The following is a 23,419-nucleotide window of genomic DNA, read 5'->3' on the forward strand; positions in this document are numbered from 1 at the left end:
TCGTGATGGGCATTTTCTCTATTGCCAACCAGCATATCCGCTTTGCGGTAAAACTGGCGTGCGCGATTGTACTGGCGCTGTTCGTTGGCTTTCACTTCCAACTTGAGACCCCGCGCTGGGCGGTGCTGACCGCCGCCATTGTGGCGGCTGGCCCGGCCTTTGCCGCTGGCGGAGAGCCCTATTCTGGTGCTATACGCTATCGCGGCATGCTGCGTATTGTCGGGACATTTATCGGCTGTATTGCTGCACTGATCATTATCATCAGCATGATCCGCGCCCCGTTATTGATGATCCTGGTGTGTTGTATCTGGGCCGGTTTTTGTACCTGGATCTCGTCGCTTGTGAAGATCGAAAACTCCTATGCCTGGGGACTTTCGGGCTATACGGCGCTGATCATCGTCATTACCATCCAGGCTGAACCGCTGCTGACGCCGCAATTTGCGCTCGAACGCAGTAGTGAAATAGTGATGGGGATTGTCTGTGCTATTGTGGCCGATCTGCTCTTTTCGCCCCGTTCGGTGAAACAGGAGATTGATGTCGAACTGGACAGCCTGCTGGTGGCGCAGTATCAGCTTATGCAGCTGTGCATTAAGCATGGTGACAGTGAAGAAGTGGACAAAGCCTGGGGCGATTTAGTCCGGCGTACGGCGGCACTGGAAGGCATGCGAAGTAACCTGAATATGGAGTCCTCACGCTGGGGGCGGGCTAACCGCAGACTCAAAGCATTGAACACGCTGTCACTCACGCTCATCACGCAGTCCTGCGAAACCTATCTTATTCAGAACACTCGACCCGAACTGATCACTGATACCTTCCGCGAGTTGTTCAATATGCCGGTTGAAACGGTGCAGGATGTTCATAAACAGTTGAAGCGGATGCGGCGGGTGATTGCCTGGACCGGCGAACGCGAAACGCCGATCACGATATATAGTTGGGCAGGCGCCGCGACGCGCTACCTGTTGCTCAAACGCGGTGTACTGAGTAATACCAAAATTAGCGCCACGGAAGAAGAGATCCTGCAAGGTGAGCCAGTGGTGAAGGTGGAGTCTGCCGAGCGCCATCATGCGATGGTCAACTTCTGGCGCACCACGCTTTCTTGTGTGCTGGGAACTTTATTCTGGCTGTGGACCGGATGGACCTCCGGCAGCGGCGCAATGGTGATGATTGCGGTTGTCACTTCGCTGGCAATGCGTTTGCCCAACCCGCGCATGGTGGCGATAGACTTTATTTACGGTACGTTGGCGGCGTTACCGCTCGGGGCGCTCTATTTCCTTGTGATTATCCCCAATACGCAACAAAGCATGTTGTTACTGTGCCTGAGCCTGGCGGTGCTGGGGTTCTTTCTGGGTATAGAGGTACAGAAACGACGGCTGGGATCAATGGGGGCGCTGGCCAGCACTATTAATATCATCGTGCTGGATAACCCGATGACCTTCCACTTTAGCCAGTTCCTTGACAGTGCGCTGGGGCAAATTGTTGGCTGCGTGCTGGCATTTATCGTCATTTTGTTGGTGCGCGATAACTCTCGTGACAGAACGGGTCGCGTGTTGCTCAACCAGTTTGTCTCGGCGGCGGTTTCAGCGATGACCACCAACGTGGTACGTCGTAAAGAAAACCATCTCCCGGCGCTTTATCAGCAGCTGTTTTTGCTGATGAACAAATTTCCCGGCGACCTGGCGAAGTTTCGCCTGGCGCTGACGATGATCATTGCGCATCAGCGCCTGCGCGATGCGCCGATACCGGTAAACGAGGATCTATCCGCGTTCCATCGCCAGCTTCGTCGCACTGCGGATCACGTGATTTCCGCAGGAAACGACGACAAGCGCCGACGCTACTTTAGCCAGCTGCTGGAAGAGCTTGAGATCTATCAGGAGAAATTAAACATCTGGCAAGCGCCACCGCAGGTGACCGAGCCGGTAAAACGACTTAGCGGGATGCTGCACAAATACCAGCATGCGCTGACCAGTAATTAAGAGTTGGAAACCGACGCTAAAAGCGTCGGTTTTTTTATGGCTATACTTACCTGAAAATGCAGGAGGTTCCTGCATATTGATGGTCTGTAGAGTGACTGGCGTCGGGATGGTGGCTATAGATGAACATCTATACATTTGATTTTGACGAGATAGAAGACCAGGGGGATTTCTACCGTGAGTTTACGCGCGCGTTCGGTCTCGCCCGGGAAAAGGTGGTTGATTTAGATTCTCTGTGGGAGGTGGTTATCGGGGACGTTTTACCGCTGCCGCTGGAGATTGAATTTGTTCATTTGCCGGACAAGCTACGCAGGCGATACGGCGCGCTGATTTTACTGTTCGATGAAGCGGAAGAAGAGCTGGAAGGACAGCTGCGCTTTAACGTTCGTCACTCAATGTAAGGCATAAAAAAGCCCCCGGCAGGCGGGGGCAAGTCGTCGGACTAGACGACGAGGGTTTATTTGTAGAGTTCTGCAGTCGCGTGCCAGTGAGCGCCTTCACGGAGTTCGGTGACGCGATAGCTGCTGGCACCCGCTTTTTCAGCTTTAGCGGCGATAGCCTGACGCATGTCCATTGGTGAGCTACCGATCTGAGATACGGAGATGCTGCCCATGGATTGCAGGTTCTGTGCTTCTTGTGAGTTCACCTGAGTCACTGCGGCGCTTGCACCGAAAGAGAGAACAGAAAGAAGGCTTAAGGTTGCAATAGTTGTTTTGATTTTCATGATATTTACCTCGTCGAATTCTTTTATTGGGGTCTGCGTTTCGTGACCCTCATCACAAAATCAAGTATACACTAATCACTCGATAAATTAATACCACGCTAATTGTTTCCATGCGGGTTAAGTATTAAGAAAAATATTTTTTATAACAAAACGGAATTAAAAATAGGGTTTTAAGCATCAATTTTATAATAAATTCAATTAAATCATTGAGATATGAATTTTTGCAAAATGTGCGTTTTTAACTCTTCATATTCGCTATGTGAATGACTTTTGACGGTTAAACGCACCATTTGTTAAATCAATGGCAGTGGATAATAGAGGAAGGAGGGGGAAACAGAGGTTTTTCCCCCGCCGCGAGGCGACGGGGAGGAAGTATTACAGCTCTTGTTCGAACAGTTCCAGAATGGCTTCGTACAAATCTTTTACCGTAAAACCCTTAGCTGGGGTGGTGAAGATGGTATCGTCACCGGCAATTGTACCCAGAATCCCTTCCGCTTTACCTAATGAGTCCAGCAGACGTGCAATCAACTGAGCAGCGCCAGGGCTGGTATGAATAACCACAACTGCATCGTTGTAATCGATATCCAATACCAGATTTTTCAGTGGACTGGATGTTGTAGGTACCCCTAACTCTGCCGGCAGGCAGTACACCATTTCCATTTTCGCATTGCGGGTACGCACGGCGCCGAACTTGGTCAGCATGCGAGAAACCTTGGACTGATTGATATTATCAAAGCCCTGATCCTGCAACGCGAGGACGATTTCGCCCTGAGAGCTGAACTTTTCTTCTTTAAGCAGCGCTTTAAACGCCTTTACTAATTCTTCTTGTTTTGCCGAGCTTCGCATAAGTCACCCGTAATATGGCGGTAGAAACAACATTATTGTGCATACAGATGAATTTTTATGCAAACAGTCTGCCTTGTTCAAGGCTGAAATAATGTTATGAAAGAGCGGAATTTTATCAAATTTCGTTATCAAGAAACATGCCTGTGTCACGGCTCGCAAATAAGGTTAAAAGTAAATTAAATGTTATCAAATTGATGTTGTTTTGAGAGGTGGGTAGGGTATATTGTCAGCACCTGTTGGAAAGTTGCTCTACTGTGCGGGTGGTTTTGAATTACGTAACTTAGGTTTTATTTTACGTAAGTTAAATGCATAAAAGCCAAATTTGCGTGACTACGCATTCTTGACGCGTGGTTGTTGTATTCGTTGGATTTGTGAATTAAGGTCGCCGCCGCGGAGCAATAGACACTTTGCTTATCAATATAATAAGGAGTTTAGGATGAAAGTTGCAGTCCTCGGCGCTGCTGGTGGTATCGGTCAGGCGCTAGCATTACTGTTAAAAACCCAACTGCCTTCAGGTTCAGAACTCTCCCTGTACGACATCGCTCCAGTAACGCCTGGCGTGGCCGTTGATTTGAGCCATATCCCTACTGCTGTGAAAATCAAAGGCTTCAGCGGCGAAGACGCTACCCCTGCACTGGAAGGTGCTGATGTGGTACTGATCTCTGCGGGTGTCGCACGTAAACCGGGTATGGATCGTTCCGACCTGTTCAACGTTAACGCCGGTATCGTGAAGAACCTGGTGCAGCAGGTTGCTAAAACCTGCCCGAAAGCATGTATCGGTATTATCACCAACCCGGTGAACACGACCGTTGCTATCGCTGCAGAAGTGCTGAAAAAAGCAGGCGTATACGATAAGAACAAACTGTTTGGCGTGACCACGCTGGACATCATCCGCTCCAACACCTTTGTTGCGGAACTGAAAGGCAAGCAGCCTGGTGACGTTGAAGTCCCGGTTATTGGCGGCCACTCTGGCGTGACCATTCTCCCGCTGCTGTCACAAATCCCTGGCGTGAGCTTCACTGAGCAAGAAGCGGCTGACCTGACCAAACGTATCCAGAATGCGGGTACTGAAGTTGTGGAAGCTAAAGCCGGTGGCGGATCTGCAACCCTGTCTATGGGTCAGGCTGCAGCACGTTTCGGCCTGTCACTGGTTCGCGCGCTGAGCGGCGAAAAAGGCGTGGTTGAATGTGCTTACGTTGAAGGCGACGGCCAGTATGCTCGCTTCTTCTCTCAGCCGCTGCTGTTGGGTAAAAACGGCGTAGAAGAACGCCAGTCTATCGGCAAGCTGAGCGCATTTGAGCAGAGCTCGCTGGAAGGTATGCTGGATACGCTGAAGAAAGATATCACCCTGGGTGAAGAGTTCGTTAAATAACGCCTTTATGTAGGCCGAATGACGGTGTTTAACGCTTTATCCGTCCTACAAATATCGCGAATTTGACGCATAAAAAAACCGGAGCTATCTCCGGTTTTTTTACATCATTTCGTTTGTGATTTAGTTTGTAGCCGGGTATTCCTGAATCGTTACCTGCAGCGTCAACTGCTTGTCATCACGCATCACGACAACAGAGATAACCGAACCTGGGCGAATCTCTGCCACCTGGTCCATGGTTTCCAGCGCAGATACTGCCGGTTTGTTATTGACCGAAATAATCAGATCGTTAACCTGAATTCCTGCCTGCGCAGCCGGACCGTCTGGAGCCACTTCGTTAACCACAATCCCCTGAATTTGATCCATCCCGCCGCCCTGGGCGTGCAGTGGCGCAATTTCGCGACCGCTGATGCCGATGTAGCCACGAATCACGCGCCCGTCACGAATCAGCTTATCCATGATTTTGGTTGCCAACTGAAACGGAATAGCAAAGCCGATCCCTTCCGGGGTTTCGCCATCGTTGCTCTTATCAAATGACAGCGTGTTAATACCCATTAACTCGCCCAGCGAGTTGACCAACGCGCCGCCGGAGTTGCCGTGGTTGATGGAGGCATCCGTTTGCAGGAAGTTTTGCCGTCCAGTCGGGTTCAGGCCAATACGACCGGTGGCGCTGATAATCCCCTGAGTGATGGTTTGCCCAAGGTTGTACGGGTTACCAATGGCGAGGACGACATCGCCGATGTGCGGCACGCGTTTGTTATTAATTGGAATTGTCGGCAGTCCGCCAGTCGCGTTGATTTTCAGCACCGCAAGATCGGTTAACGTATCAGAACCCACAAGCAGCGCTTCGAATACACGCCCATCCTGCAACGCGACGATGATTTGGTCGGCATCATTAATGACGTGCTTATTGGTAATGATATAGCCGCGCTGATCCATGATAACGCCTGAGCCGAGTGTGCGGATCTCAAGCTGGTTATGCGCTGTGCTGTTCATACTACGGTTATAAACGTTAACGACGGCAGGCGCTGCACGGCGAACCGCCGGGTTATAGCTGGCGGGCGTTTCATCTGCACTGTCGAACTGTGGCGCGGTAAGCGTATTTATTTTTCGCAGAGAGGGCATCGCGGCCAGCAGAATAGCGCCGACGATTAAACCAATCGCGACCGAACGTAAAAGCTTCACAAACATGATGGCGGCGTCATTAATAAAGGGAACGGCAGCAGCATATCACGAGTTTACCGGACATCACACGGGGGGCTGATGTCCGGTTGCATGCGTTAACGCAGGAGCAGGTAAATACTCTCGTTACCGCGCACTACCTGCAGAGCGATGATCGACGGTTTCGTTTCCAGCACTTTACGCATTTCGGCGATCGAGTTTACACGATCGCGGTTAACGCCAATGATAACGTCATCTTTATGCAGACCGGCCTGCGCGGCTGGGCTGCTTTTTTCAACGTTATCAATTTTGATGCCTTTGGTGCCGTCTTTAAGCTGACCGTCACTGAGCGTAGCCCCTTGCAACGCAGGAGCAATCATCTCCGCGCTGGCGGACGATGATGTACTGGTATCCAGGGTTACTTCAACCTCCAGCGGTTTACCGTTACGCAGCAGGCCCAGTTTGACTTTGGTCCCTGGTTCGGTTGTCGCTATGCGCGAACGCAGTTCGGCGAAGCTGTTGAGCGGTTTGCCGTTGAGGCTGGTAATGACGTCACCAGACTTCACACCTGCTTTTGCGGAGCCAGAGTTAGGCAGAACCTCGCTGACAAACGCGCCGCGCTGCACGTCCAGTTTGAACGCTTTGGCGATATCGGCGGTCATTTCGGTGCCTTTAATTCCCAGCAGACCACGTTTGATTTCACCAAACTGCATCAGTTGCTGCGCCAGCGTGCGTGCCATATTGCTCGGGATCGCAAAACCAATACCGATGCTACCGCCGCCGGGGGCCAGAATCGCGGTGTTAATGCCAATCAGCTCACCATTGAGGTTAAGCAACGCGCCGCCGGAGTTACCCCGGTTGATGGAGGCATCGGTCTGAATAAAGTTTTCCAGACCTTCCAGGTTCAACCCGCTGCGACCTAAAGCCGATACGATGCCGGAGGTGGCCGTTTGCCCCAAACCAAACGGGTTACCCACGGCCACCGCGAAATCACCGACGCGGAGTTTGTCGGAGTCGGCAATGGCAATTTGCGTCAGGTTGCTGGGGTGTTGAATTTGCAGCAGAGCGATATCGCTCTGGTCGTCGCTGCCGATAAGCTTAGCGTCGAACTCACGGCCATCGTTAAGCTGAACGCTGATTTTTTGCGCCTGATTGATGACGTGATTATTGGTCAGGACATAGCCTTTGGCGGCATCAATGATGACCCCGGAACCCAGCCCTTCAAAAGGTTGTGCAGGTTGATCGGGAAGTTCATCACCAAAAAACTTTTTGAACTCTTCCGGGACTTTCTGCCCCTGAGCGGCGGTGCCTTCGACCCTTACGCTCACCACGGCAGGTAACACTTTCTCCAGCATCGGGGCGAGGCTGGGGAGCGCAGCCTGACCGGGAACCTGGCCGGGAATCGACGCTATGGCTGGGAATGGCGCCGAGAGAGTTAACCCGACACTTAACGCTAATGCACTCAACAGCTGGGTTTGTTTTTTCATGGATCCTGCTCTCGTACCTTGAGTAAACGGAAGATGATTCAAAACAGTTTGATGTTATTGAATTTTCGGTTTGGTCACAATGAGGCTAACGACTAAATAATAGCTGGGACAGGAAGAGAAGCGGAGGGCGCAATTGCTGCGCCCAATAAATTTCTTAACGATGTGCAGTTAGTCGCGCTTTGCGCCACTACGCAGCAGGCCAGATGCGCCTTCAGAATAGTCTCGCGGCATCTGAACCGGCGCCTGATCGTTACCCGCTTCGGACTCTGCCAGACGATTACGGAACGGATTATTTTCCGGTGACATACCCGGCAGCAGGTTGCTGGAGCTTTTCGCCATATGCTGGTAGATCTGACGATAATCGTCCGCCATGTTATCCAGCAGTTCAGCGCTGCGGGCAAAGTGGCTCACCAGCTCTTCGCGGTACTCTTCCAGCTCAGCTTTATTTTTTTCCAGTTCGTACTGCAATGCCTGCTGTTGGCGTAATTTACGATTACCAAAACGCATGGCTACAGCACCAATAATGATACCGACGACTAACCCAATTAGCGCATATTCCCAGGTCATGAACATCTCCCGTTGTCTTGTGTTTCCGTAGGGTGTTGGCTTTAGGCTCCATGCCTGCGGCTGATTATGCCACTATAACCGCTAATCCCGTAGAAGTGGAATCCCGTGTTTATATCACGTAATGTAGAACGGCCTTTTTTTCGTCAACCGTGAGCGACGGCACATCGATTCTCAAGGAATAACAATAACATCATGCAAAGCCTTTCCCCGACATCGCGTTACCAGCAAGCCCTCAAAGACGGCAGTCATCAGCCCGACAACGTACAACAAGAAGCAGTGAATCGACTGGAAACAATTTTCCAGGCGCTTTCGACGCCAGCACGTCCTGCGCCGCAGGAGAGCGGACTGATGGCGCGTTTTGGCAAATTGCTGGGAAAACGTGGGTCACCGACCAATGCGCCGGTGCGTGGTCTGTATATGTGGGGCGGAGTCGGGCGCGGAAAAACGTGGCTGATGGATCTGTTCTTCCATAGCCTGCCGGGCGGGCGTAAACAGCGTTTGCACTTTCACCGTTTTATGCTGCGCGTCCATGAAGAGCTTACGGCCCTGCAGGGGCAGAGCGATCCGCTGGAAATCATTGCCGACCGCTTTAAGGCTGAAACGGACGTGCTGTGCTTTGACGAATTTTTTGTTTCTGACATCACCGACGCCATGCTGCTCGGCGGTCTGATGAAGGCGCTGTTTGCCCGTGGTATTACGCTGGTGGCAACCTCCAATATTCCGCCTGATGAGCTGTATCGCAACGGTTTGCAACGCACGCGTTTTCTTCCTGCCATTGATGCCATCAAACAGCATTGTGACATCATGAATGTCGATGCTGGCGTCGATTATCGTCTGCGCACCTTAACGCAGGCGCATTTGTGGTTGTCGCCACTGAATGAGGAAACCCGCCAGCAGATGGACAAGCTCTGGCTGGCATTAGCGGGAACGAAAGGTGAACACGCTCCGACGCTGGAGATCAATCATCGTCCGATGCAGACGCTGGCCGTCGAAAACCAAACGCTGGCGGTGTCGTTCACCACGCTCTGTGTCGATGCACGTAGTCAGCATGACTACATTGCGCTATCGCGTCTGTTTCATACGGTGCTGTTGTCTGATGTGCCGGTCATGACGACGCTGATGGAGAGTGAAGCGCGGCGTTTTATCGCACTGGTGGATGAGTTCTACGAACGCCACGTTAAGCTGGTGGTCAGTGCGGCCTCACCTCTTTATGAAATCTATCAGGGCGAGCGTCTGAAGTTTGAATTTCAGCGTTGTTTGTCGCGTTTGCAGGAGATGCAAAGCGAAGAGTATCTGAAGCGGGAACATTTAGCCGGTTAAACCTGCCGCAAATCACATAAAGGGGTCGATCTTTGACCCTGACTTCTCTATAATCTTGCGACCCCACGTTACGAGAGAGTTTTTTTCCCAAAACTTTCTATGCGCCGGCATAGGCTATTCGAAGGGGTAGGTTTGCTGGACAATGTCGTGTGAACCTCAACTGACAAAACGTTTGGGTGTTCACCAACGTGTAACTTATTTATTTGGGTAAGCTTTTAATGAAAACTTTTACAGCTAAACCAGAAACCGTAAAACGCGACTGGTATGTTGTTGACGCGACCGGTAAAACTCTGGGCCGTCTGGCTTCCGAACTGGCTCTGCGCCTGCGCGGTAAGCACAAAGCGGAATATACTCCGCACGTAGATACCGGTGATTACATCATCGTTCTGAACGCTGACAAAGTTGCTGTAACTGGCAACAAGCGTACTGACAAAGTGTACTATCACCACACCGGTCACATCGGCGGTATCAAACAAGCGACCTTTGAAGAGATGATTGCTCGCCGTCCTGAGCGTGTGCTTGAAATCGCGGTTAAAGGCATGCTGCCAAAAGGCCCGCTGGGTCGTGCTATGTTCCGTAAACTGAAAGTTTACGCTGGCAACGAGCACAACCACGCGGCACAGCAACCGCAAGTTCTTGACATCTAATCGGGATTATAGGCAATGGCTGAAAATCAATACTACGGCACTGGTCGCCGCAAAAGTTCCGCAGCTCGCGTTTTCATCAAACCGGGCAGTGGTAAAATCGTAATCAACCAACGTTCTCTGGAACAGTACTTCGGTCGTGAAACTGCCCGCATGGTAGTTCGTCAGCCGCTGGAACTGGTCGACATGGTTGAGAAACTGGATCTGTACATCACTGTTAAAGGTGGTGGTATCTCTGGTCAGGCTGGTGCGATCCGTCACGGTATCACCCGCGCTCTGATGGAGTACGACGAATCCCTGCGTGGCGAACTGCGTAAAGCTGGCTTCGTTACCCGTGATGCTCGTCAGGTTGAACGTAAGAAAGTCGGTCTGCGTAAAGCACGTCGTCGTCCTCAGTTCTCCAAACGTTAATTGTACTCTGCTTCGGCAGACAACAATTTGCGAAAAAACCCGCTTCGGCGGGTTTTTTTATCGTTACTGCTCTCCGTATAACCACGGTAATCCGCTGATTGCCACCTCTTTTTCCCCATTTCAAGAATCGACTCACCACAAAGGTCACAAAATCTGGTAAACTATCATCCAATTTTCTGCCCAAATGTCCGGTATCGTTCATTTTTTGTTTGTATTTTGAACAGTAATGGCTTTCCCGAATATGGGTGACATCACTTCTGGCTGGCCACTTAGTGGCTGGTAGCAGTAAAAATTCTGAATATACCTGGAGGTTTTCATGGCTGTCGCTGCCAACAAACGTTCGGTAATGACGCTGTTTTCTGGTCCTACTGACATCTATAGCCATCAGGTCCGCATTGTGCTGGCTGAGAAAGGTGTTAGTTTCGAGATTGAGCATGTGGAGAAGGACAATCCACCGCAGGATCTGATCGACCTCAACCCGAATCAGAGCGTACCGACACTGGTGGATCGTGAGCTGACCCTGTGGGAATCTCGCATCATTATGGAATACCTGGATGAGCGCTTCCCGCATCCGCCGCTGATGCCGGTTTACCCGGTTGCGCGTGGTGAAAGCCGCCTGTACATGCAGCGTATTGAAAAAGACTGGTACACGCTGATGAACGTCATCGTGAACGGTTCTGCTTCTGAAGCCGAAGTCGCGCGTAAGCGTCTGCGCGAAGAATTGCTGGCAATTGCACCAGTATTTGGCCAGAAACCTTACTTCCTGAGCGATGAGTTCAGCCTGGTAGACTGCTACCTGGCGCCGCTGCTGTGGCGTTTACCGCAGCTGGGCATTGAATTCAACGGTGCAGGTTCGAAAGAACTGAAAGGGTACATGACTCGCGTCTTTGAACGTGATTCTTTCCTGGCTTCTCTGACTGAGCCTGAACGTGAAATGCGTCTGGGCCGGGGTTAACCTGTATGGATTTGCCACAGCTAACACCACGCCGTCCGTATCTGCTGCGCGCATTCTATGAGTGGTTGTTAGACAACCAGCTTACGCCGCACCTGGTGGTGGATGTGACGCTTCAGGACGTGCAGGTTCCTATGGAATATGCGCGTGATGGGCAAATTGTTCTGAATATCGCACCGCGTGCGGTGGGTAACCTGGAACTGGCTAACGATGAAGTGCGCTTTAACGCGCGCTTCGGTGGTGTGCCGCGTCAGGTTTCTGTACCGCTGGCGGCAGTTCTGGCAATTTATGCTCGTGAAAATGGCGCCGGTACTATGTTCGAGCCGGAGGCCGCCTACGACGAAGATGTCGCCAGCTTAAATGATGACGACAACGACGCACCTGGTTTTGAGAGTGAAACAGTCATGTCGGTCATTGATGGCGATAAGCCTGACAATGGCGACGACAACGATCCGGATGACACTCCGCCGCCGCCTCGCGGTGGGCGTCCAGCGCTACGCGTAGTGAAATAAAAAAACAGGCCCTTTGGGGCCTGTTCTGTTTTCTGCCTTCGGGATCAGTAAAACAGCGTGATGGTGACTATCATATTGACCACAAATCCCACCGCCATCGGGATGGCCGTACGTTTTACCACCTCAAAGGGCGATACGCCCGCAATACCTGATGTCACCACAATGACCGCTGTAATGGGGGATACCGCCCGGGCCAGCGTAGTAGCAAAATGCATCGGCATAATCATCACTACCGCAGGAATATGTAGTCCGGCGGCAATATCTGGAATCAGGCTGGCAAAAGACATAAACGGCGCGTTACCTGACCCCATGACAATCGCACAGGCGGCAATGACCACGGCCATGATGATCATCACGCCGATACCGCCAAGGCCGGAATGCTCTGCACCTTTTATTACAGCGTCGACAGTCCCGATAGTCGTCAACCCTTTCGCAAAGATCTCACCGGCGACCACCAGCGTGACAACGTTGGCAAACTGGGTTCCCATGCCGTCAAAGAAGGCCTGCACGTCATCCATCGTTTCGCGCAGATTATGTTTATGCAGGAACTCGACAAACATCGTCAGCGTCATGCTCATCAGCATGACCACCACCAGATTCAGCTCTGTTTTCATTAACCCCATATGTGCCAGGGCAAGCGAGCCCAACATCAGAAGCAACGGCATGACGGGTAGAATGGCGTAATAGAGAGGTGGCACGTTTTCCAGCGTCTTTTGTTCAGCGAATCCGTTGCTTTCCGGGAATGCTTTTTTATCAAACTGCCGCTGAACGAAAAAATGTGCAATAGCGACGGCGACGATAACGCACGATGCGACGGGTAACTGATAGTGAAAGAAGTAGGTAGCGATTTTCATGCCCGCCACCTGCGCGGCAAAAATAGAGTTGGTTTCCAGAATGCCCCATTCAATTGACATTGAAGTGGCAATGACCGCCACCGCGGATAAACGGCTCACGCCAAGACTGACCAGCGTCGGGAACAGCGTCACCATCAGCAGCATGCCTAACCCGGAAGCGCTGGTGATGAACTGCGCCATGATCTGACCAATCACATAGGTGGCGGCAAGAACAACATAGGGTGAGCGGATTAGCTTAAGCGGGCGGCTTAACAGGCTAACCATCGCTCTGCTGGCCCCCATCCTGTCCATATAACGGGCATAACCACCTACCGCCATGATTGATAACCCTAGTCCGGCCGCCCGATTGGAAAGCATACGCAGAATTTCGTTGTAAATATCGACCAGTAGATAGCCGCTGCTCTTGTCGTTAGCGACCAGCGCGCCGTAGCCTAGCCAGACGCCGCAGATCATCAGGAAGATCCCCGCGGCTGCCAGCACTACCTGCGGTTTGTAGTTTTTGAGGATCAGGTAACCCATCGTTAATAAAACGATGACAGAGATAATGATGCCGAACATTGTTTCACTCCATGCCAGAGAAGAAGATAAATCCGGTAATAACGCTGTTGTCCAAACGGATGTTATATTTTTTCGGGCGATTTTTATGGAGTGAATATCTTATTTTTAATTCGATGTTTAAATTATTTATCGTTATAAAATAGATGGTTATGATAATTTATCACGTTCATATTCATAAATTTCACGAAGCGAATATGATTGTTTTCAATTAAAGATAAGCTGAATGTTTTAGCGTAACAAAATATCCGGATGCGTTAGACCGCCAATAAGCCCGACAGTCTGATTGACCATCATTTCACCCTGCTTTCGATCCTGTGTTAGGATAAACCCGCTGTTATTTGTCACCACGACTTAGCTGAATGGGCCCTATGAACGCATTTGATTCGCAAGCTGAAGACTCTCCATCCACCATTGGCCGTAGCTTACGCAACCGCCCGCTGGCGCGTAAAAAGCTGTCTGAAATGGTTGAAGAAGAACTGGAGCAGATGATTCGTCGTCGGGAATTTGGCGAGGGCGAACAGTTGCCGTCTGAGCGGGAGCTGATGGCCTTCTTTAACGTGGGCCGTCCTTCTGTACGAGAAGCGCTGGCAGCGTTAAAACGCAAAGGTCTGGTGCAAATCAACAATGGCGAGCGCGCCCGCGTTTCGCGTCCTTCAGCTGATACCATTATCAGCGAGCTGTCCGGTATGGCGAAAGATTTCCTCGCGCATCCCGGCGGCATTGCCCACTTCGAACAGCTGCGACTGTTCTTTGAATCCAGCCTGGTTCGATACGCCGCAGAACATGCGACGGATGAGCAAATCGACAGACTGGCGAAAGCACTGGAGATCAACAGCCAGTCACTCGATGACAATACGCTGTTCATTCGCTCGGACGTTGATTTTCATCGCATACTGGCGGAGATCCCGGGCAATCCCATCTTTATGGCTATCCATGTTGCGCTGTTAGACTGGCTAATTGCCGCCCGTCCGACCGTGGCCGACCAAGAGTTGTATGAGCACAATAACGTGAGTTATCAGCAGCATATCGCTATTGTGGACGCGATTCGTCAGCGCGACCCTGAGGAAGCTGACCGCGCACTGCAAGAACATCTCAACAGCGTTTCCGCTACCTGGCACGCCTTCAGCAAAAGTAAAAAATTGCGAAAGTAATCGCGATCCTGACGATCGTTTAGTGAGGCAGATCGCACTATAAGCGTTCTGTATTGTATTGCTGCTTATTTGATCTGGTATAACAGGTATAAAGGTATGCAGTCAGATAAAACTAATCATCATCAGAGGTAGCTATGGCAAGAGATTTAAAAGGCGTAATGCCAGCGTTGTTAACCCCATTCGATAGCCAACAGCGACTGGACATTGAGAGCCTGCGCCGCCTGGTGCGTTTCAACATTGGGCAAGGGATCGACGGGCTCTATGTCGGTGGGTCTACGGGTGAGGCATTTGTACAAAACCGCGCTGAGAGAGAGCAGGTACTGGAAATTGTTGCCGAAGAAGCGAAAGGCAAGGTGACGCTGATCGCTCACGTTGGCACAGTGAGTACCGAAGAGAGCCAACAGCTGGCGAGTGCCGCGCATCGCTACGGCTTTGATGCGGTTTCAGCCGTCACACCGTTTTACTATCCGTTCAGTTTTGAAGAGCACTGCGATCACTACCGCGCAATTATTGATTCCGCTGATGGCTTGCCGATGGTGGTCTATAACATCCCGGCGCTGAGCGGCGTAAAACTGACGCTGGATCAAATCAACACGCTGGTGACGTTGCCGGGCGTTGGCGCGCTGAAGCAAACCTCAGGCGATCTCTATCAGATGGAACAGATCCGCCGCGCTCACCCCGATCTGGTGCTTTATAACGGCTATGACGAGATCTTCGCTTCTGGTCTGTTGGCGGGCGCAGATGGCGGTATCGGTAGCACTTACAACATTATGGGATGGCGTTATCAGGGAATTGTGAAAGCGCTCAAAGAAGGCGACATCCGGACGGCGCAAAAGCTGCAAACCGAGTGCAATAAGGTTATCGATCTGCTCATTAAGGTTGGCGTGTTCCGCGGCCTGAAGACGGTATTGCACTATATGGACGTGGTTTCTGTTCCGCTGTGCCGTAAACCATTTGCCCCGGTAGATGAACAATATCTGCCGGAACTGAAAACGCTGGCCCAGCAATTAATGCTGGAACGCGGCTGATCGGACGCCGGATAGCACAATGCTTATCCGGCCTGCAAAAACAAGACTCGTAGGCCGGATAAGGCGAATCCGCTATCCGGCACCACAACGAAAATAAAGATCGTCGGGAGAGTAAAATGAGTACTTCTACCCAGAGCATCCCGTGGTATCGCCATCTCAATCGGGCGCAATGGCGGGCATTTTCCGCCGCCTGGCTGGGATATTTGCTTGATGGTTTTGATTTTGTATTAATCGCCCTTGTGCTGACGGAAGTACAAGGCGAATTCGGACTGACGACGGTACAAGCGGCCAGTCTGATTTCGGCTGCTTTTATCTCCCGCTGGTTTGGCGGGTTAATGCTGGGCGCGATGGGCGACCGTTATGGACGCCGCCTGGCGATGGTCACAAGTATCATTCTGTTCTCTGTGGGGACGCTGGCCTGCGGCTTCGCGCCGGGCTACACCACCATGTTTATCGCCCGCCTGGTTATCGGTATGGGGATGGCTGGTGAGTACGGCTCCAGCGCAACTTATGTTATTGAAAGCTGGCCCAGGCACCTGCGAAACAAAGCCAGCGGCTTCCTGATTTCCGGCTTCTCTGTAGGCGCAGTGATCGCCGCCCAGGTCTACAGCCTGGTGGTCCCGGTCTGGGGATGGCGCGCGCTGTTCTTCATCGGCATTTTGCCGATTATCTTCGCCCTCTGGCTGCGTAAAAATATTCCGGAAGCGGAAGACTGGAAAGAGAAACACGAAGGCAAAGCGCCGGTACGCACGATGGTGGACATTCTCTACCGGGGCGAACATCGGGTTATCAATATTGTGATGACTCTTGCCGCCGCAACCGCGCTGTGGTTCTGCTTTGCAGGCAACCTGCAAAATGCGGCTATCGTGGCGGTCCTTGGCCTGATATGCGCGTTTATCTTCATTAGTTTTATGGTGCAAAGCAGCGGGAAACGCTGGCCGACGGGCGTCATGCTGATGGTGGTTGTGCTGTTTGCCTTCCTTTACTCATGGCCGATTCAGGCGCTGCTGCCAACCTATCTGAAAACTGAACTGCTGTATGACCCTTCCACTGTCGCCAGGGTGCTCTTCTTTAGCGGCTTTGGCGCGGCGGTCGGTTGTTGCGTCGGTGGTTTTCTTGGCGACTGGCTGGGCACGCGTAAGGCCTATGTCTGCAGTCTGCTGGCTTCGCAGTTGCTGATTATTCCAGTGTTTGCGATTGGCGGCTCAAACGTCTGGGTACTGGGTTTACTGCTGTTTTTCCAGCAAATGCTCGGTCAGGGGATCTCCGGGATCTTACCAAAACTGATTGGCGGCTATTTCGATACCGACCAGCGTGCGGCGGGTCTGGGCTTCACCTACAACGTGGGTGCACTGGGCGGGGCGCTGGCACCGATCATCGGTGCGCTGATTGCCCAACGACTGGATCTGGGCACCGCGTTGGGATCGCTCTCTTTCGGCCTGACATTTGTGGTGATCCTGCTGATTGGTCTCGATATGCCGTCTCGCGTACAGCGCTGGCTGCGGCCTGAAGCATTGCGTACGCATGATGCCATTGATGGCAAACCGTTTAGCGGGGCCGTGCCGTTCGGCGGTGACAAAAGCACCATGGTGAAATCCAAAAGTTAATCCGTTTGCCCGGTCCTGCACCGGGCAATAGTCATAAGGGAATAAGCATGTCGTTACTTGAACAACTGGATATCAAGATTGCCGCGAACGGCGGGCTGATTGTCTCCTGCCAGCCTGTTCCTGACAGCCCGTTAGATAAACCGGAAATTGTTGCGGCGATGGCGCTGGCCGCGGAACAGGCTGGCGCGGTGGCGTTACGCATTGAAGGGGTGGAAAACCTGAAAGCGACCAGGGCGGTAGTTTCGGTGCCGATTATCGGCATTCTCAAACGTGACCTTGATGACTCTCCGGTCCGCATCACCGCATATCTGGAGGATGTTGATGCGCTGGCGCAGGCAGGCGCTGACATCATCGCCATCGACGGTACCGATCGCGTACGTCCGGTACCTGTAGAAACCTTACTGGCACGTATTCATCATCACCAACGCCTTGCGATGGCTGACTGTTCGTCCATGGCGGATGGCATGGCCTGCCAGAAACTCGGTGCCGAAATCATTGGCACTACCCTTTCTGGTTATACCACGCCAGAAACGCCCGAAGAACCGGATCTGGCTCTGGTGAAGTCTTTAAGCGACGCGGGTTGTCGGGTGATTGCTGAAGGACGTTACAACACGCCAGCGCAGGCCGCTGAGGCGATGCGTCATGGCGCTTGGGCGGTGACAGTCGGCTCAGCCATTACCCGGCTGGAGCACATTTGCCAGTGGTACAACACAGCGCTTAAAAAGGCGGTGCTATGACCACGCTGGCGATTGATATTGGCGGCACCAAACTGGCTGTTGCGCTGGTAGACAGCAGCCTGCAAATTCAAGAGCGTCATGAATTGCCGACGCCCGCCAGCAAAACACCGGATGCTCTGCGTGCCGCGTTACAAGCACTGGTTGCACCGCTACAGGGGCAGGCAACGCGGGTGGCGATCGCCTCAACGGGGATTATTCGCGACGGTTCTCTACTGGCGCTGAACCCGCACAACCTCGGCGGGCTGCTGCATTTTCCTCTGGTGCAAACGCTAAAAGATCTCACCGCTTTGCCGACGCTGGCAGTCAATGACGCGCAGGCAGCGGCGTGGGCTGAGTATCATGCGCTTGGCGGCGAGTACCGCGATATGGTGTTTATCACCGTCTCCACCGGCGTAGGCGGCGGGGTGGTAAGTGATGGGAAGCTGCTGACCGGGATTGGCGGTCTGGCCGGGCACCTGGGACATACGCTGGCTGATCCGCATGGGCCGGTGTGCGGTTGCGGGCGTGTGGGTTGTGTCGAGGCGATCGCTTCCGGTCGTGGGATCGCGGCGGCTGCCGAAGGTACGCTTGCTGGATGCGACGCCAAAACCATTTTTAGCCGCGCCGGGCAGGGTGATGAGCAGGCCAGTCGGTTGATCCATCGTTCGGCACGTACTTTGGCAAGGCTTGTCGCCGATGTGAAGGCCACGATCGATTGCCAGATTGTGGTGATTGGCGGCAGCGTGGGGCTGGCAGAAGGGTATCTGGCGCTGGTGGAAAACTATCTGGCACAAGAGCCTTCGGCTTACCACGTAGAATTACGGGCGGCGCATTACCGTCATGACGCTGGATTACTGGGGGCCGCGCTGTTGGCCCAGGGAGATTGATTATGATGTCAGATGAGTTGCGTTCATTGCCTTCTGCCGGATTACATCCGGTCTTGCAGCAGGCGTTAACGCTGGCTGTTGCGGCGAATCCGCAGGAGAAAACGCCAGGGCGCTACGAGTTGCAGGGCGATAATATTTTTATGAATGTTATGCAATTTGCAACGCAGAGCCCGGAGCAAAAGAAAGCGGAACTGCACAGGGAGTACATTGATATTCAGGTACTGTTATCCGGTGAAGAACGCATTCTGTTCGGGATGGCTGATTCTGCTCGTCAGTGCGAAGAGATGCACGTTGAGGATGATTATCAGCTGTGTAGCCAGATTGCCGATGAGCAGGCGATGGTACTGAAGCCGGGAAGATTTGTGATTTTTATGCCGGGCGAGCCGCATAAGCCGGGCTGCGTGGTACAGGCTCCGATGGACATCAAAAAGGTGGTGATCAAGGTGCGCGCCAGTTTATTACACACCTGACGATGAGAGTGACGGTGTCGGATGGCAAGGCTTGCGCCATCCGACACCGGATATTACAACCTAGCGCTTAAACGTCACCGCTTCCGGCTGCGTCAGATGCAGCGTCGTTTGGCTCGGCACAGTCTCGGCAATGATTCGCCCGTGACGAATGGAATAACGTGCAGGCGTCTGGCGACGAACCGCGTCAAACCCATTCTCTGCCGGTAAAATCACCAGGTTCGCGGAATTCCCCACGCTCAGACCGTAGTCCTGCAGGTGCAGGGTTTTCGCGCTGTGGGTGGTGATCAGATTCAGGCCATCGTTAATTTGTCCGTATCCCATCAGCTGACACACATGTAACCCCATGTGCAGTACCTGCAGCATATTCGCGGTGCCCAGCGGATACCACGGATCGAAGACGTCATCATGGCCGAAGCAGACGTTGATCTCTGCCTCCAGCATCTCTTTGACGCGTGTAACGCCGCGGCGTTTAGGATACGTGTCAAAGCGCCCTTGCAGGTGAATATTCACCAGTGGATTCGCGACAAAGTTAATGCCGGACATTTTCAACAGGCGGAAAAGACGGGAAGCATACGCGCCGTTATAGGAGTGCATTGCCGTAGTATGGCTGGCGGTCACGCGCTCGCCCATATTGTCGCGATGGGCCAGCGCCGCGACGGTTTCAACAAAGCGTGATTGCTCATCGTCAATTTCGTCACAGTGCACGTCGATAAGTCTGTCGTATTTTTGCGCGAGGGCGAAAATTTTGTGCAACGACTCCACGCCATATTCACGCGTAAATTCAAAGTGGGGGATAGCGCCAATGACGTCGGCCCCCAAACGCACGGCTTCCTCTAATAACGCTTCACCGTTGGGATAAGAAAGAATGCCCTCTTGCGGGAACGCGACAATCTGTAGCTCTACCCACGGAGCGACTTCTTGCTTCACCTCCAGCATGGCTTTCAGCGCCGTCAGCGTAGGGTCGGAAACGTCAACGTGAGTGCGGACATACTGGATGCCGTTGGCCATCTGCCACTTAAGAGTCTGCATGGCGCGCGCTTTGACGTCATCGTGAGTGAGCATTGCCTTACGTTCGGCCCAGCGCTCAATGCCTTCAAATAACGTACCAGACTGGTTCCAGCTCGGCTCCCCTGCGGTTTGCGTGGTATCCAGGTGGATATGTGGCTCTACGAACGGTGGGATTGCCAGGCCACCTTCGGCATCAAGCACTTCCCCCTGCGGCAACGTAGCGGCGTCCTGAGCCTCAATTCGGCTGAAGCGTCCGTTTTCAACCGTGAGCTGCCACAATCCTTCGCGTCCCTGTAAACGCGCCTGACGAATGGTGATGTTATTATTCTGCATGGCTGACCTCTGGTGATTTAGCAAGGCTGCGATTGAAAAGTGGGTTCAGCAGGATATAGCTGAATACGCCGCCGAGTACGGCGTTGACGGGTACAATACCGGGAATATAGTGACCGGCGGCAATGCCCAGTGCAACGGACAGGATAGCTATCCAGTTTACGGAAATAAATTGTGCTTTGCTGAAGTCGGCATATCGGCGATGGTTCAGCAGATAGTCGGCGATAATCACTCCACCAATTGGAGGAATCGCTGCCGACAAAAATGTCAGCCAACCGACAAAGTTATTGTAAAGCCACAGTGCGCACAGTGTGCCGATAATACCGTTAGCCACCGACAGCGAACGGCTGGAAAGGCCGGTAATATTGGCAAATCCCAAACCTGAAGCGTAGAGCGCATTGTCGTTGGTGGTCCAGATATTCAGGCCGAGAACCACAATTGCGGGCAGCAGCAGGCCCTGAGCAATCATTACGTCAGAAATGTCCGCCTGTCCAACAGCGGCGGCACCCGCAGCGCCGAAGATAAACATCAACGAGTTGCCAAGGAAAAATGCCACCATGGCAATCAGTACCGCACCTTTGGCGTTGCGGCCAAAGCGGACAAAGTCGGCGGTTAACGTGCCTGCGCTGATAAATGAGCCGACCACCAGCGCCAGTGCGGTGGAGAAATTCAGCGGTGTCTGCGGCACTATCGCTTTTAAATGGTCTAAACCGCCAACATCGCTCACCGCCAGCCAGACGGAGTAGCTGCCAAGAACGACGATGGCAGGTACGGCGATGATAGATAAAACGGTCAGCGCCGAGATGCCAAAAAAGATAGTCAGGGTCATCAACAGACCGGAAACCGCAATCAGAACATTGACGTCAATCCCCGTCGCTTTGCCAACCGGGATAGCAAACATGGCCACACCAACGCCAAACCAGCCTACCTGTGTACCGCCTAAGAGCAGTGAGGGAAGCCATGAACCTTTCAAACCAAATGAGTAACGTGCCAGAAGGTGGGTTGAGAGCCCTGTTTTTGCGCCGATAAAACCGAGAAATGCAGTGTAAATACCGAGGAGAAGATTACCGAAGAGAACTGCAAGGAAGAAATCATTATAGGAAAGACCGGTACCGAGTGTGCCACCGGTCCACATACTGGCGGAAAAAAATGTGAGTCCCAACATGACAAACGTTAGTGGAATCACGCCCTTCCGCGCCGCCAGAGGGACGGGGCCCTGGCTATAATTGTTGTCCTGCGACACAACGCCTCCATGAATTTTGCCCAAAAAATCCGCCGCATAATATACAGTTCTCAGAATAAAGCAAACGTTTCCGTATGTTTTTTTAGTTCTCTTTCACGGTGTTGATAGAGGGGAGGGGGCAGGGGTATTGCGAGGAATCTGGCATCTCATCAGCGTTTGAAGATGAGATGCCAGAAGACGCTTACTTACACTTCCAGGTAGTTCAGGATACCGTCTGCCGCTTTACGACCTTCGGCAATCGCGGTGACTACAAGATCCGAACCACGCACGATGTCGCCACCAGCGAAGATTTTTGGGTTGCTGGTCTGGAAGGCGTTATCGCTGCGTTCCGGAGCAATAATACGGCCCTGAGAATCCAGCTCGACGCTGTGCTCTTTCAGCCACTCCATACTGTGCGGGCGGAAGCCAAACGCCAGTACCACCGCATCAGCTGGAACAACGTGCTCGGAACCGGCGACGATCTCCGCGCGGCGACGCCCCTTCGCATCCGGTTCGCCCATTTCGGTGCGCGCCATTTTCACGCCGCACACTTTACCGTTGGCATTCACTTCCACGCCTAAAGGCTGGACGTTGAACTGGAACTCGACGCCTTCTTCACGCGCATTTTTCACCTCGCGTTTGGAACCCGGCATGTTCTCTTCGTCGCGGCGATAGGCGCAGATTACGTGTGCCGCGTTCTGGCGAACCGAGGTCCGCACGCAGTCCATCGCGGTATCGCCACCGCCGAGAACAACGACGCGTTTGCCTTCCATGCTGATGTACGGCTCGTCACTGCTTTCGCCAAATCCCATCAACTGTTTGGTATTGGCGATCAGGAACGGCAGGGCATCAAATACGCCGGAAGCGTCTTCGTTTTCCAGCCCACCGCGCATCGACTGATAGGTACCTACGCCAAGGAACACGGCATCGTAATCCTTCAGCAGATCGTTGAGCTGCACGTCGCGGCCCACTTCCACGTTTAGTTTGAACTCAATGCCCATACCGGTGAAGATTTCACGGCGACGGGTCATGACCTCTTTCTCCAGCTTGAACGCCGGGATCCCGAAGGTCAGCAGACCGCCGATTTCCGGGTGGCGGTCAAATACCACCGCCTTCACGCCGTTGCGGGTCAGCACATCAGCACAGGCCAGGCCCGCCGGACCTGCACCGATGATCGCCACGCGCTTGTCCGTCTGGCGAACGCCAGTCATATCCGGACGCCAGCCCATCTCGAACGCTTTATCGTTGATATAGCGCTCGATGTTGCCGATAGTCACCGCACCGAACTCATCGTTTAGCGTGCAGGATCCTTCACAAAGACGATCCTGCGGGCACACTCGGCCACAGACTTCCGGCAGAGTGTTAGTCTGGTGCGACAGTTCTGCCGCTTCAAAAATACGTCCCTCATTCGCCAGCTTAAGCCAGTTCGGGATGTAGTTATGTACCGGGCACTTCCACTCGCAGTACGGGTTGCCGCAGGAAAGACAGCGATCTGCCTGTGCTTTGGCCTGGCCTTCGGAAAACGGCTCGTAGATCTCGATAAATTCGATCTTACGGATCTTCAGCGGTTTCTTCGGTGGATCAACGCGCTGCAGGTCGATAAATTGGTATACGTTCTGACTCAT

The 23,419-nt window shown here is 52.8% G+C and carries 23 protein-coding genes; 14 read left to right on the forward strand and 9 right to left on the reverse strand.

All coding sequences use genetic code 11. The features are described 5' to 3' along the window. Positions 1-5 precede the first annotated feature (5 nt). Positions 6-1,973, forward strand: coding sequence for a p-hydroxybenzoic acid efflux pump subunit AaeB (aaeB, locus tag OGV93_RS09935; protein WP_287109541.1), 1,968 nt, complete (start codon positions 6-8; stop codon positions 1,971-1,973). Between the two features lie 119 nt (positions 1,974-2,092). After that, positions 2,093-2,371 carry a barstar family protein gene (locus OGV93_RS09940; protein ID WP_016154709.1) on the forward strand — a complete coding sequence of 93 codons (279 nt, stop codon included), beginning with the start codon at positions 2,093-2,095 and terminating at the stop codon, positions 2,369-2,371. Between the two features lie 56 nt (positions 2,372-2,427). Here OGV93_RS09940 and yhcN read toward each other — a convergent pair whose 3' ends face one another. Both yhcN and argR read right to left on the reverse strand, forming a co-directional pair. After that, positions 2,428-2,694 (reverse strand): peroxide/acid stress response protein YhcN, encoded by a 267-nt coding sequence (gene yhcN / locus OGV93_RS09945; RefSeq protein ID WP_003025165.1) that lies wholly within the window; start codon positions 2,692-2,694, stop codon positions 2,428-2,430. A 375-nt stretch (positions 2,695-3,069) separates the two neighbouring features. After that, complete coding sequence (argR, locus tag OGV93_RS09950; protein ID WP_003025162.1) at positions 3,070-3,540, reverse strand: transcriptional regulator ArgR; 471 nt, start codon at positions 3,538-3,540, stop codon at positions 3,070-3,072. A 436-nt stretch (positions 3,541-3,976) separates the two neighbouring features. On the opposite strand from argR, the gene mdh reads away from it, so the two are divergent. Continuing rightward, the gene (mdh, locus tag OGV93_RS09955; protein WP_008785953.1) at positions 3,977-4,912 is read left to right on the forward strand and encodes a malate dehydrogenase; all 936 of its coding nucleotides are present in this window, start codon (positions 3,977-3,979) and stop codon (positions 4,910-4,912) included. Between the two features lie 120 nt (positions 4,913-5,032). On the opposite strand, the gene degS is transcribed toward mdh, so the two are convergent. From degS to zapG, 3 genes are all read right to left on the reverse strand, one after another. Continuing rightward, positions 5,033-6,100 (reverse strand): outer membrane-stress sensor serine endopeptidase DegS, encoded by a 1,068-nt coding sequence (degS, locus tag OGV93_RS09960; protein ID WP_003025154.1) that lies wholly within the window; start codon positions 6,098-6,100, stop codon positions 5,033-5,035. A gap of 89 nt (positions 6,101-6,189) precedes the next feature. After that, the gene (gene degQ / locus OGV93_RS09965; protein ID WP_200013972.1) at positions 6,190-7,557 is read right to left on the reverse strand and encodes a serine endoprotease DegQ; all 1,368 of its coding nucleotides are present in this window, start codon (positions 7,555-7,557) and stop codon (positions 6,190-6,192) included. 168 nt (positions 7,558-7,725) lie between these two features. Next, a complete protein-coding gene (zapG, locus tag OGV93_RS09970) occupies positions 7,726-8,124 on the reverse strand; it encodes a Z-ring associated protein ZapG (RefSeq protein ID WP_003025147.1) in 399 nt (132 codons plus the stop codon). A 192-nt stretch (positions 8,125-8,316) separates the two neighbouring features. Here zapG and zapE point away from each other — a divergent pair, with 192 nt between their 5' ends. The 5 genes from zapE to sspB all read left to right on the forward strand — a co-directional run bounded on the left by zapE (position 8,317) and on the right by sspB (position 11,963). Then, positions 8,317-9,444, forward strand: a complete 1,128-nt coding sequence (gene zapE / locus OGV93_RS09975) for a cell division protein ZapE (RefSeq protein WP_101700715.1) — start codon at positions 8,317-8,319, stop codon at positions 9,442-9,444. Between the two features lie 218 nt (positions 9,445-9,662). Beyond that, positions 9,663-10,091, forward strand: coding sequence for a 50S ribosomal protein L13 (rplM, locus tag OGV93_RS09980; RefSeq protein ID WP_003025141.1), 429 nt, complete (start codon positions 9,663-9,665; stop codon positions 10,089-10,091). 15 nt (positions 10,092-10,106) lie between these two features. Beyond that, positions 10,107-10,499: a 30S ribosomal protein S9 gene (rpsI, locus tag OGV93_RS09985; protein ID WP_003025138.1), complete on the forward strand. Its 393-nt coding sequence runs from the start codon at positions 10,107-10,109 to the stop codon at positions 10,497-10,499. A 316-nt stretch (positions 10,500-10,815) separates the two neighbouring features. Further along, complete coding sequence (sspA, locus tag OGV93_RS09990; RefSeq protein ID WP_003025132.1) at positions 10,816-11,454, forward strand: stringent starvation protein SspA; 639 nt, start codon at positions 10,816-10,818, stop codon at positions 11,452-11,454. A 5-nt stretch (positions 11,455-11,459) separates the two neighbouring features. Then, positions 11,460-11,963 carry a ClpXP protease specificity-enhancing factor gene (gene sspB / locus OGV93_RS09995; RefSeq protein WP_016154706.1) on the forward strand — a complete coding sequence of 168 codons (504 nt, stop codon included), beginning with the start codon at positions 11,460-11,462 and terminating at the stop codon, positions 11,961-11,963. A 44-nt stretch (positions 11,964-12,007) separates the two neighbouring features. Here the strand turns inward: sspB and dcuC are convergent, their stop codons facing one another. After that, a complete protein-coding gene (gene dcuC, locus OGV93_RS10000; protein ID WP_016154705.1) occupies positions 12,008-13,375 on the reverse strand; it encodes an anaerobic C4-dicarboxylate transporter DcuC in 1,368 nt (455 codons plus the stop codon). 359 nt (positions 13,376-13,734) lie between these two features. Between dcuC and nanR the strand changes: the two genes are divergently transcribed. From nanR to nanQ, 6 genes are all read left to right on the forward strand, one after another. Next, entirely contained in the window at positions 13,735-14,526 is a 792-nt protein-coding gene (gene nanR / locus OGV93_RS10005) for a transcriptional regulator NanR (protein WP_016154704.1), read from the forward strand. A gap of 134 nt (positions 14,527-14,660) precedes the next feature. Beyond that, positions 14,661-15,554, forward strand: coding sequence for an N-acetylneuraminate lyase (gene nanA / locus OGV93_RS10010; protein ID WP_169329722.1), 894 nt, complete (start codon positions 14,661-14,663; stop codon positions 15,552-15,554). A 116-nt stretch (positions 15,555-15,670) separates the two neighbouring features. Continuing rightward, on the forward strand, positions 15,671-17,161 hold the full coding sequence (nanT, locus tag OGV93_RS10015; RefSeq protein ID WP_016154702.1) for a sialic acid transporter NanT: 1,491 nt from the start codon (positions 15,671-15,673) through the stop codon (positions 17,159-17,161). A 47-nt stretch (positions 17,162-17,208) separates the two neighbouring features. Continuing rightward, positions 17,209-17,898 carry an N-acetylmannosamine-6-phosphate 2-epimerase gene (locus OGV93_RS10020; protein ID WP_019077794.1) on the forward strand — a complete coding sequence of 230 codons (690 nt, stop codon included), beginning with the start codon at positions 17,209-17,211 and terminating at the stop codon, positions 17,896-17,898. Next, complete coding sequence (gene nanK / locus OGV93_RS10025; protein ID WP_200084088.1) at positions 17,895-18,764, forward strand: N-acetylmannosamine kinase; 870 nt, start codon at positions 17,895-17,897, stop codon at positions 18,762-18,764. The genes OGV93_RS10020 and nanK overlap by 4 nt, the downstream gene beginning before the upstream one ends. Before the next feature lie 2 nt (positions 18,765-18,766). Continuing rightward, a complete protein-coding gene (gene nanQ, locus OGV93_RS10030) occupies positions 18,767-19,234 on the forward strand; it encodes an N-acetylneuraminate anomerase (protein ID WP_047358529.1) in 468 nt (155 codons plus the stop codon). 60 nt (positions 19,235-19,294) lie between these two features. Here the strand turns inward: nanQ and OGV93_RS10035 are convergent, their stop codons facing one another. The 3 genes from OGV93_RS10035 to OGV93_RS10045 form a co-directional block, all read right to left on the reverse strand. Beyond that, positions 19,295-20,575, reverse strand: a complete 1,281-nt coding sequence (locus tag OGV93_RS10035) for a cytosine deaminase (protein ID WP_016157577.1) — start codon at positions 20,573-20,575, stop codon at positions 19,295-19,297. After that, entirely contained in the window at positions 20,565-21,815 is a 1,251-nt protein-coding gene (codB, locus tag OGV93_RS10040) for a cytosine permease (RefSeq protein ID WP_016154697.1), read from the reverse strand. Before codB ends, OGV93_RS10035 begins: the two co-directional genes overlap by 11 nt. A gap of 185 nt (positions 21,816-22,000) precedes the next feature. After that, complete coding sequence (locus tag OGV93_RS10045; RefSeq protein WP_016154696.1) at positions 22,001-23,419, reverse strand: glutamate synthase small subunit; 1,419 nt, start codon at positions 23,417-23,419, stop codon at positions 22,001-22,003.

Source organism: Citrobacter sp. Cb031 (genome assembly GCF_030336725.1).
Lineage (GTDB): Bacteria > Pseudomonadota > Gammaproteobacteria > Enterobacterales > Enterobacteriaceae > Citrobacter > Citrobacter braakii.

Excerpts from the sequence above, each read along its gene's own strand:
- argR (WP_003025162.1), bottom strand. The coding sequence starts at position 3,540 with ATGCGAAGCTCGGCAAAACAAGAAGAATTAGTAAAGGCGTTTAAAGCG.
- OGV93_RS09940 (WP_016154709.1), top strand. The coding sequence starts at position 2,093 with ATGAACATCTATACATTTGATTTTGACGAGATAGAAGACCAGGGGGAT.
- degS (WP_003025154.1), bottom strand. The coding sequence starts at position 6,100 with ATGTTTGTGAAGCTTTTACGTTCGGTCGCGATTGGTTTAATCGTCGGC.
- nanT (WP_016154702.1), top strand. The coding sequence starts at position 15,671 with ATGAGTACTTCTACCCAGAGCATCCCGTGGTATCGCCATCTCAATCGG.
- OGV93_RS10045 (WP_016154696.1), bottom strand. The coding sequence starts at position 23,419 with ATGAGTCAGAACGTATACCAATTTATCGACCTGCAGCGCGTTGATCCA.
- rplM (WP_003025141.1), top strand. The coding sequence starts at position 9,663 with ATGAAAACTTTTACAGCTAAACCAGAAACCGTAAAACGCGACTGGTAT.
- dcuC (WP_016154705.1), bottom strand. The coding sequence starts at position 13,375 with ATGTTCGGCATCATTATCTCTGTCATCGTTTTATTAACGATGGGTTAC.
- nanQ (WP_047358529.1), top strand. The coding sequence starts at position 18,767 with ATGATGTCAGATGAGTTGCGTTCATTGCCTTCTGCCGGATTACATCCG.
- sspA (WP_003025132.1), top strand. The coding sequence starts at position 10,816 with ATGGCTGTCGCTGCCAACAAACGTTCGGTAATGACGCTGTTTTCTGGT.
- degQ (WP_200013972.1), bottom strand. The coding sequence starts at position 7,557 with ATGAAAAAACAAACCCAGCTGTTGAGTGCATTAGCGTTAAGTGTCGGG.
- nanA (WP_169329722.1), top strand. The coding sequence starts at position 14,661 with ATGGCAAGAGATTTAAAAGGCGTAATGCCAGCGTTGTTAACCCCATTC.
- rpsI (WP_003025138.1), top strand. The coding sequence starts at position 10,107 with ATGGCTGAAAATCAATACTACGGCACTGGTCGCCGCAAAAGTTCCGCA.
- mdh (WP_008785953.1), top strand. The coding sequence starts at position 3,977 with ATGAAAGTTGCAGTCCTCGGCGCTGCTGGTGGTATCGGTCAGGCGCTA.
- OGV93_RS10020 (WP_019077794.1), top strand. The coding sequence starts at position 17,209 with ATGTCGTTACTTGAACAACTGGATATCAAGATTGCCGCGAACGGCGGG.
- OGV93_RS10035 (WP_016157577.1), bottom strand. The coding sequence starts at position 20,575 with ATGCAGAATAATAACATCACCATTCGTCAGGCGCGTTTACAGGGACGC.
- zapE (WP_101700715.1), top strand. The coding sequence starts at position 8,317 with ATGCAAAGCCTTTCCCCGACATCGCGTTACCAGCAAGCCCTCAAAGAC.
- nanK (WP_200084088.1), top strand. The coding sequence starts at position 17,895 with ATGACCACGCTGGCGATTGATATTGGCGGCACCAAACTGGCTGTTGCG.
- sspB (WP_016154706.1), top strand. The coding sequence starts at position 11,460 with ATGGATTTGCCACAGCTAACACCACGCCGTCCGTATCTGCTGCGCGCA.
- aaeB (WP_287109541.1), top strand. The coding sequence starts at position 6 with ATGGGCATTTTCTCTATTGCCAACCAGCATATCCGCTTTGCGGTAAAA.
- zapG (WP_003025147.1), bottom strand. The coding sequence starts at position 8,124 with ATGACCTGGGAATATGCGCTAATTGGGTTAGTCGTCGGTATCATTATT.
- yhcN (WP_003025165.1), bottom strand. The coding sequence starts at position 2,694 with ATGAAAATCAAAACAACTATTGCAACCTTAAGCCTTCTTTCTGTTCTC.
- nanR (WP_016154704.1), top strand. The coding sequence starts at position 13,735 with ATGGGCCCTATGAACGCATTTGATTCGCAAGCTGAAGACTCTCCATCC.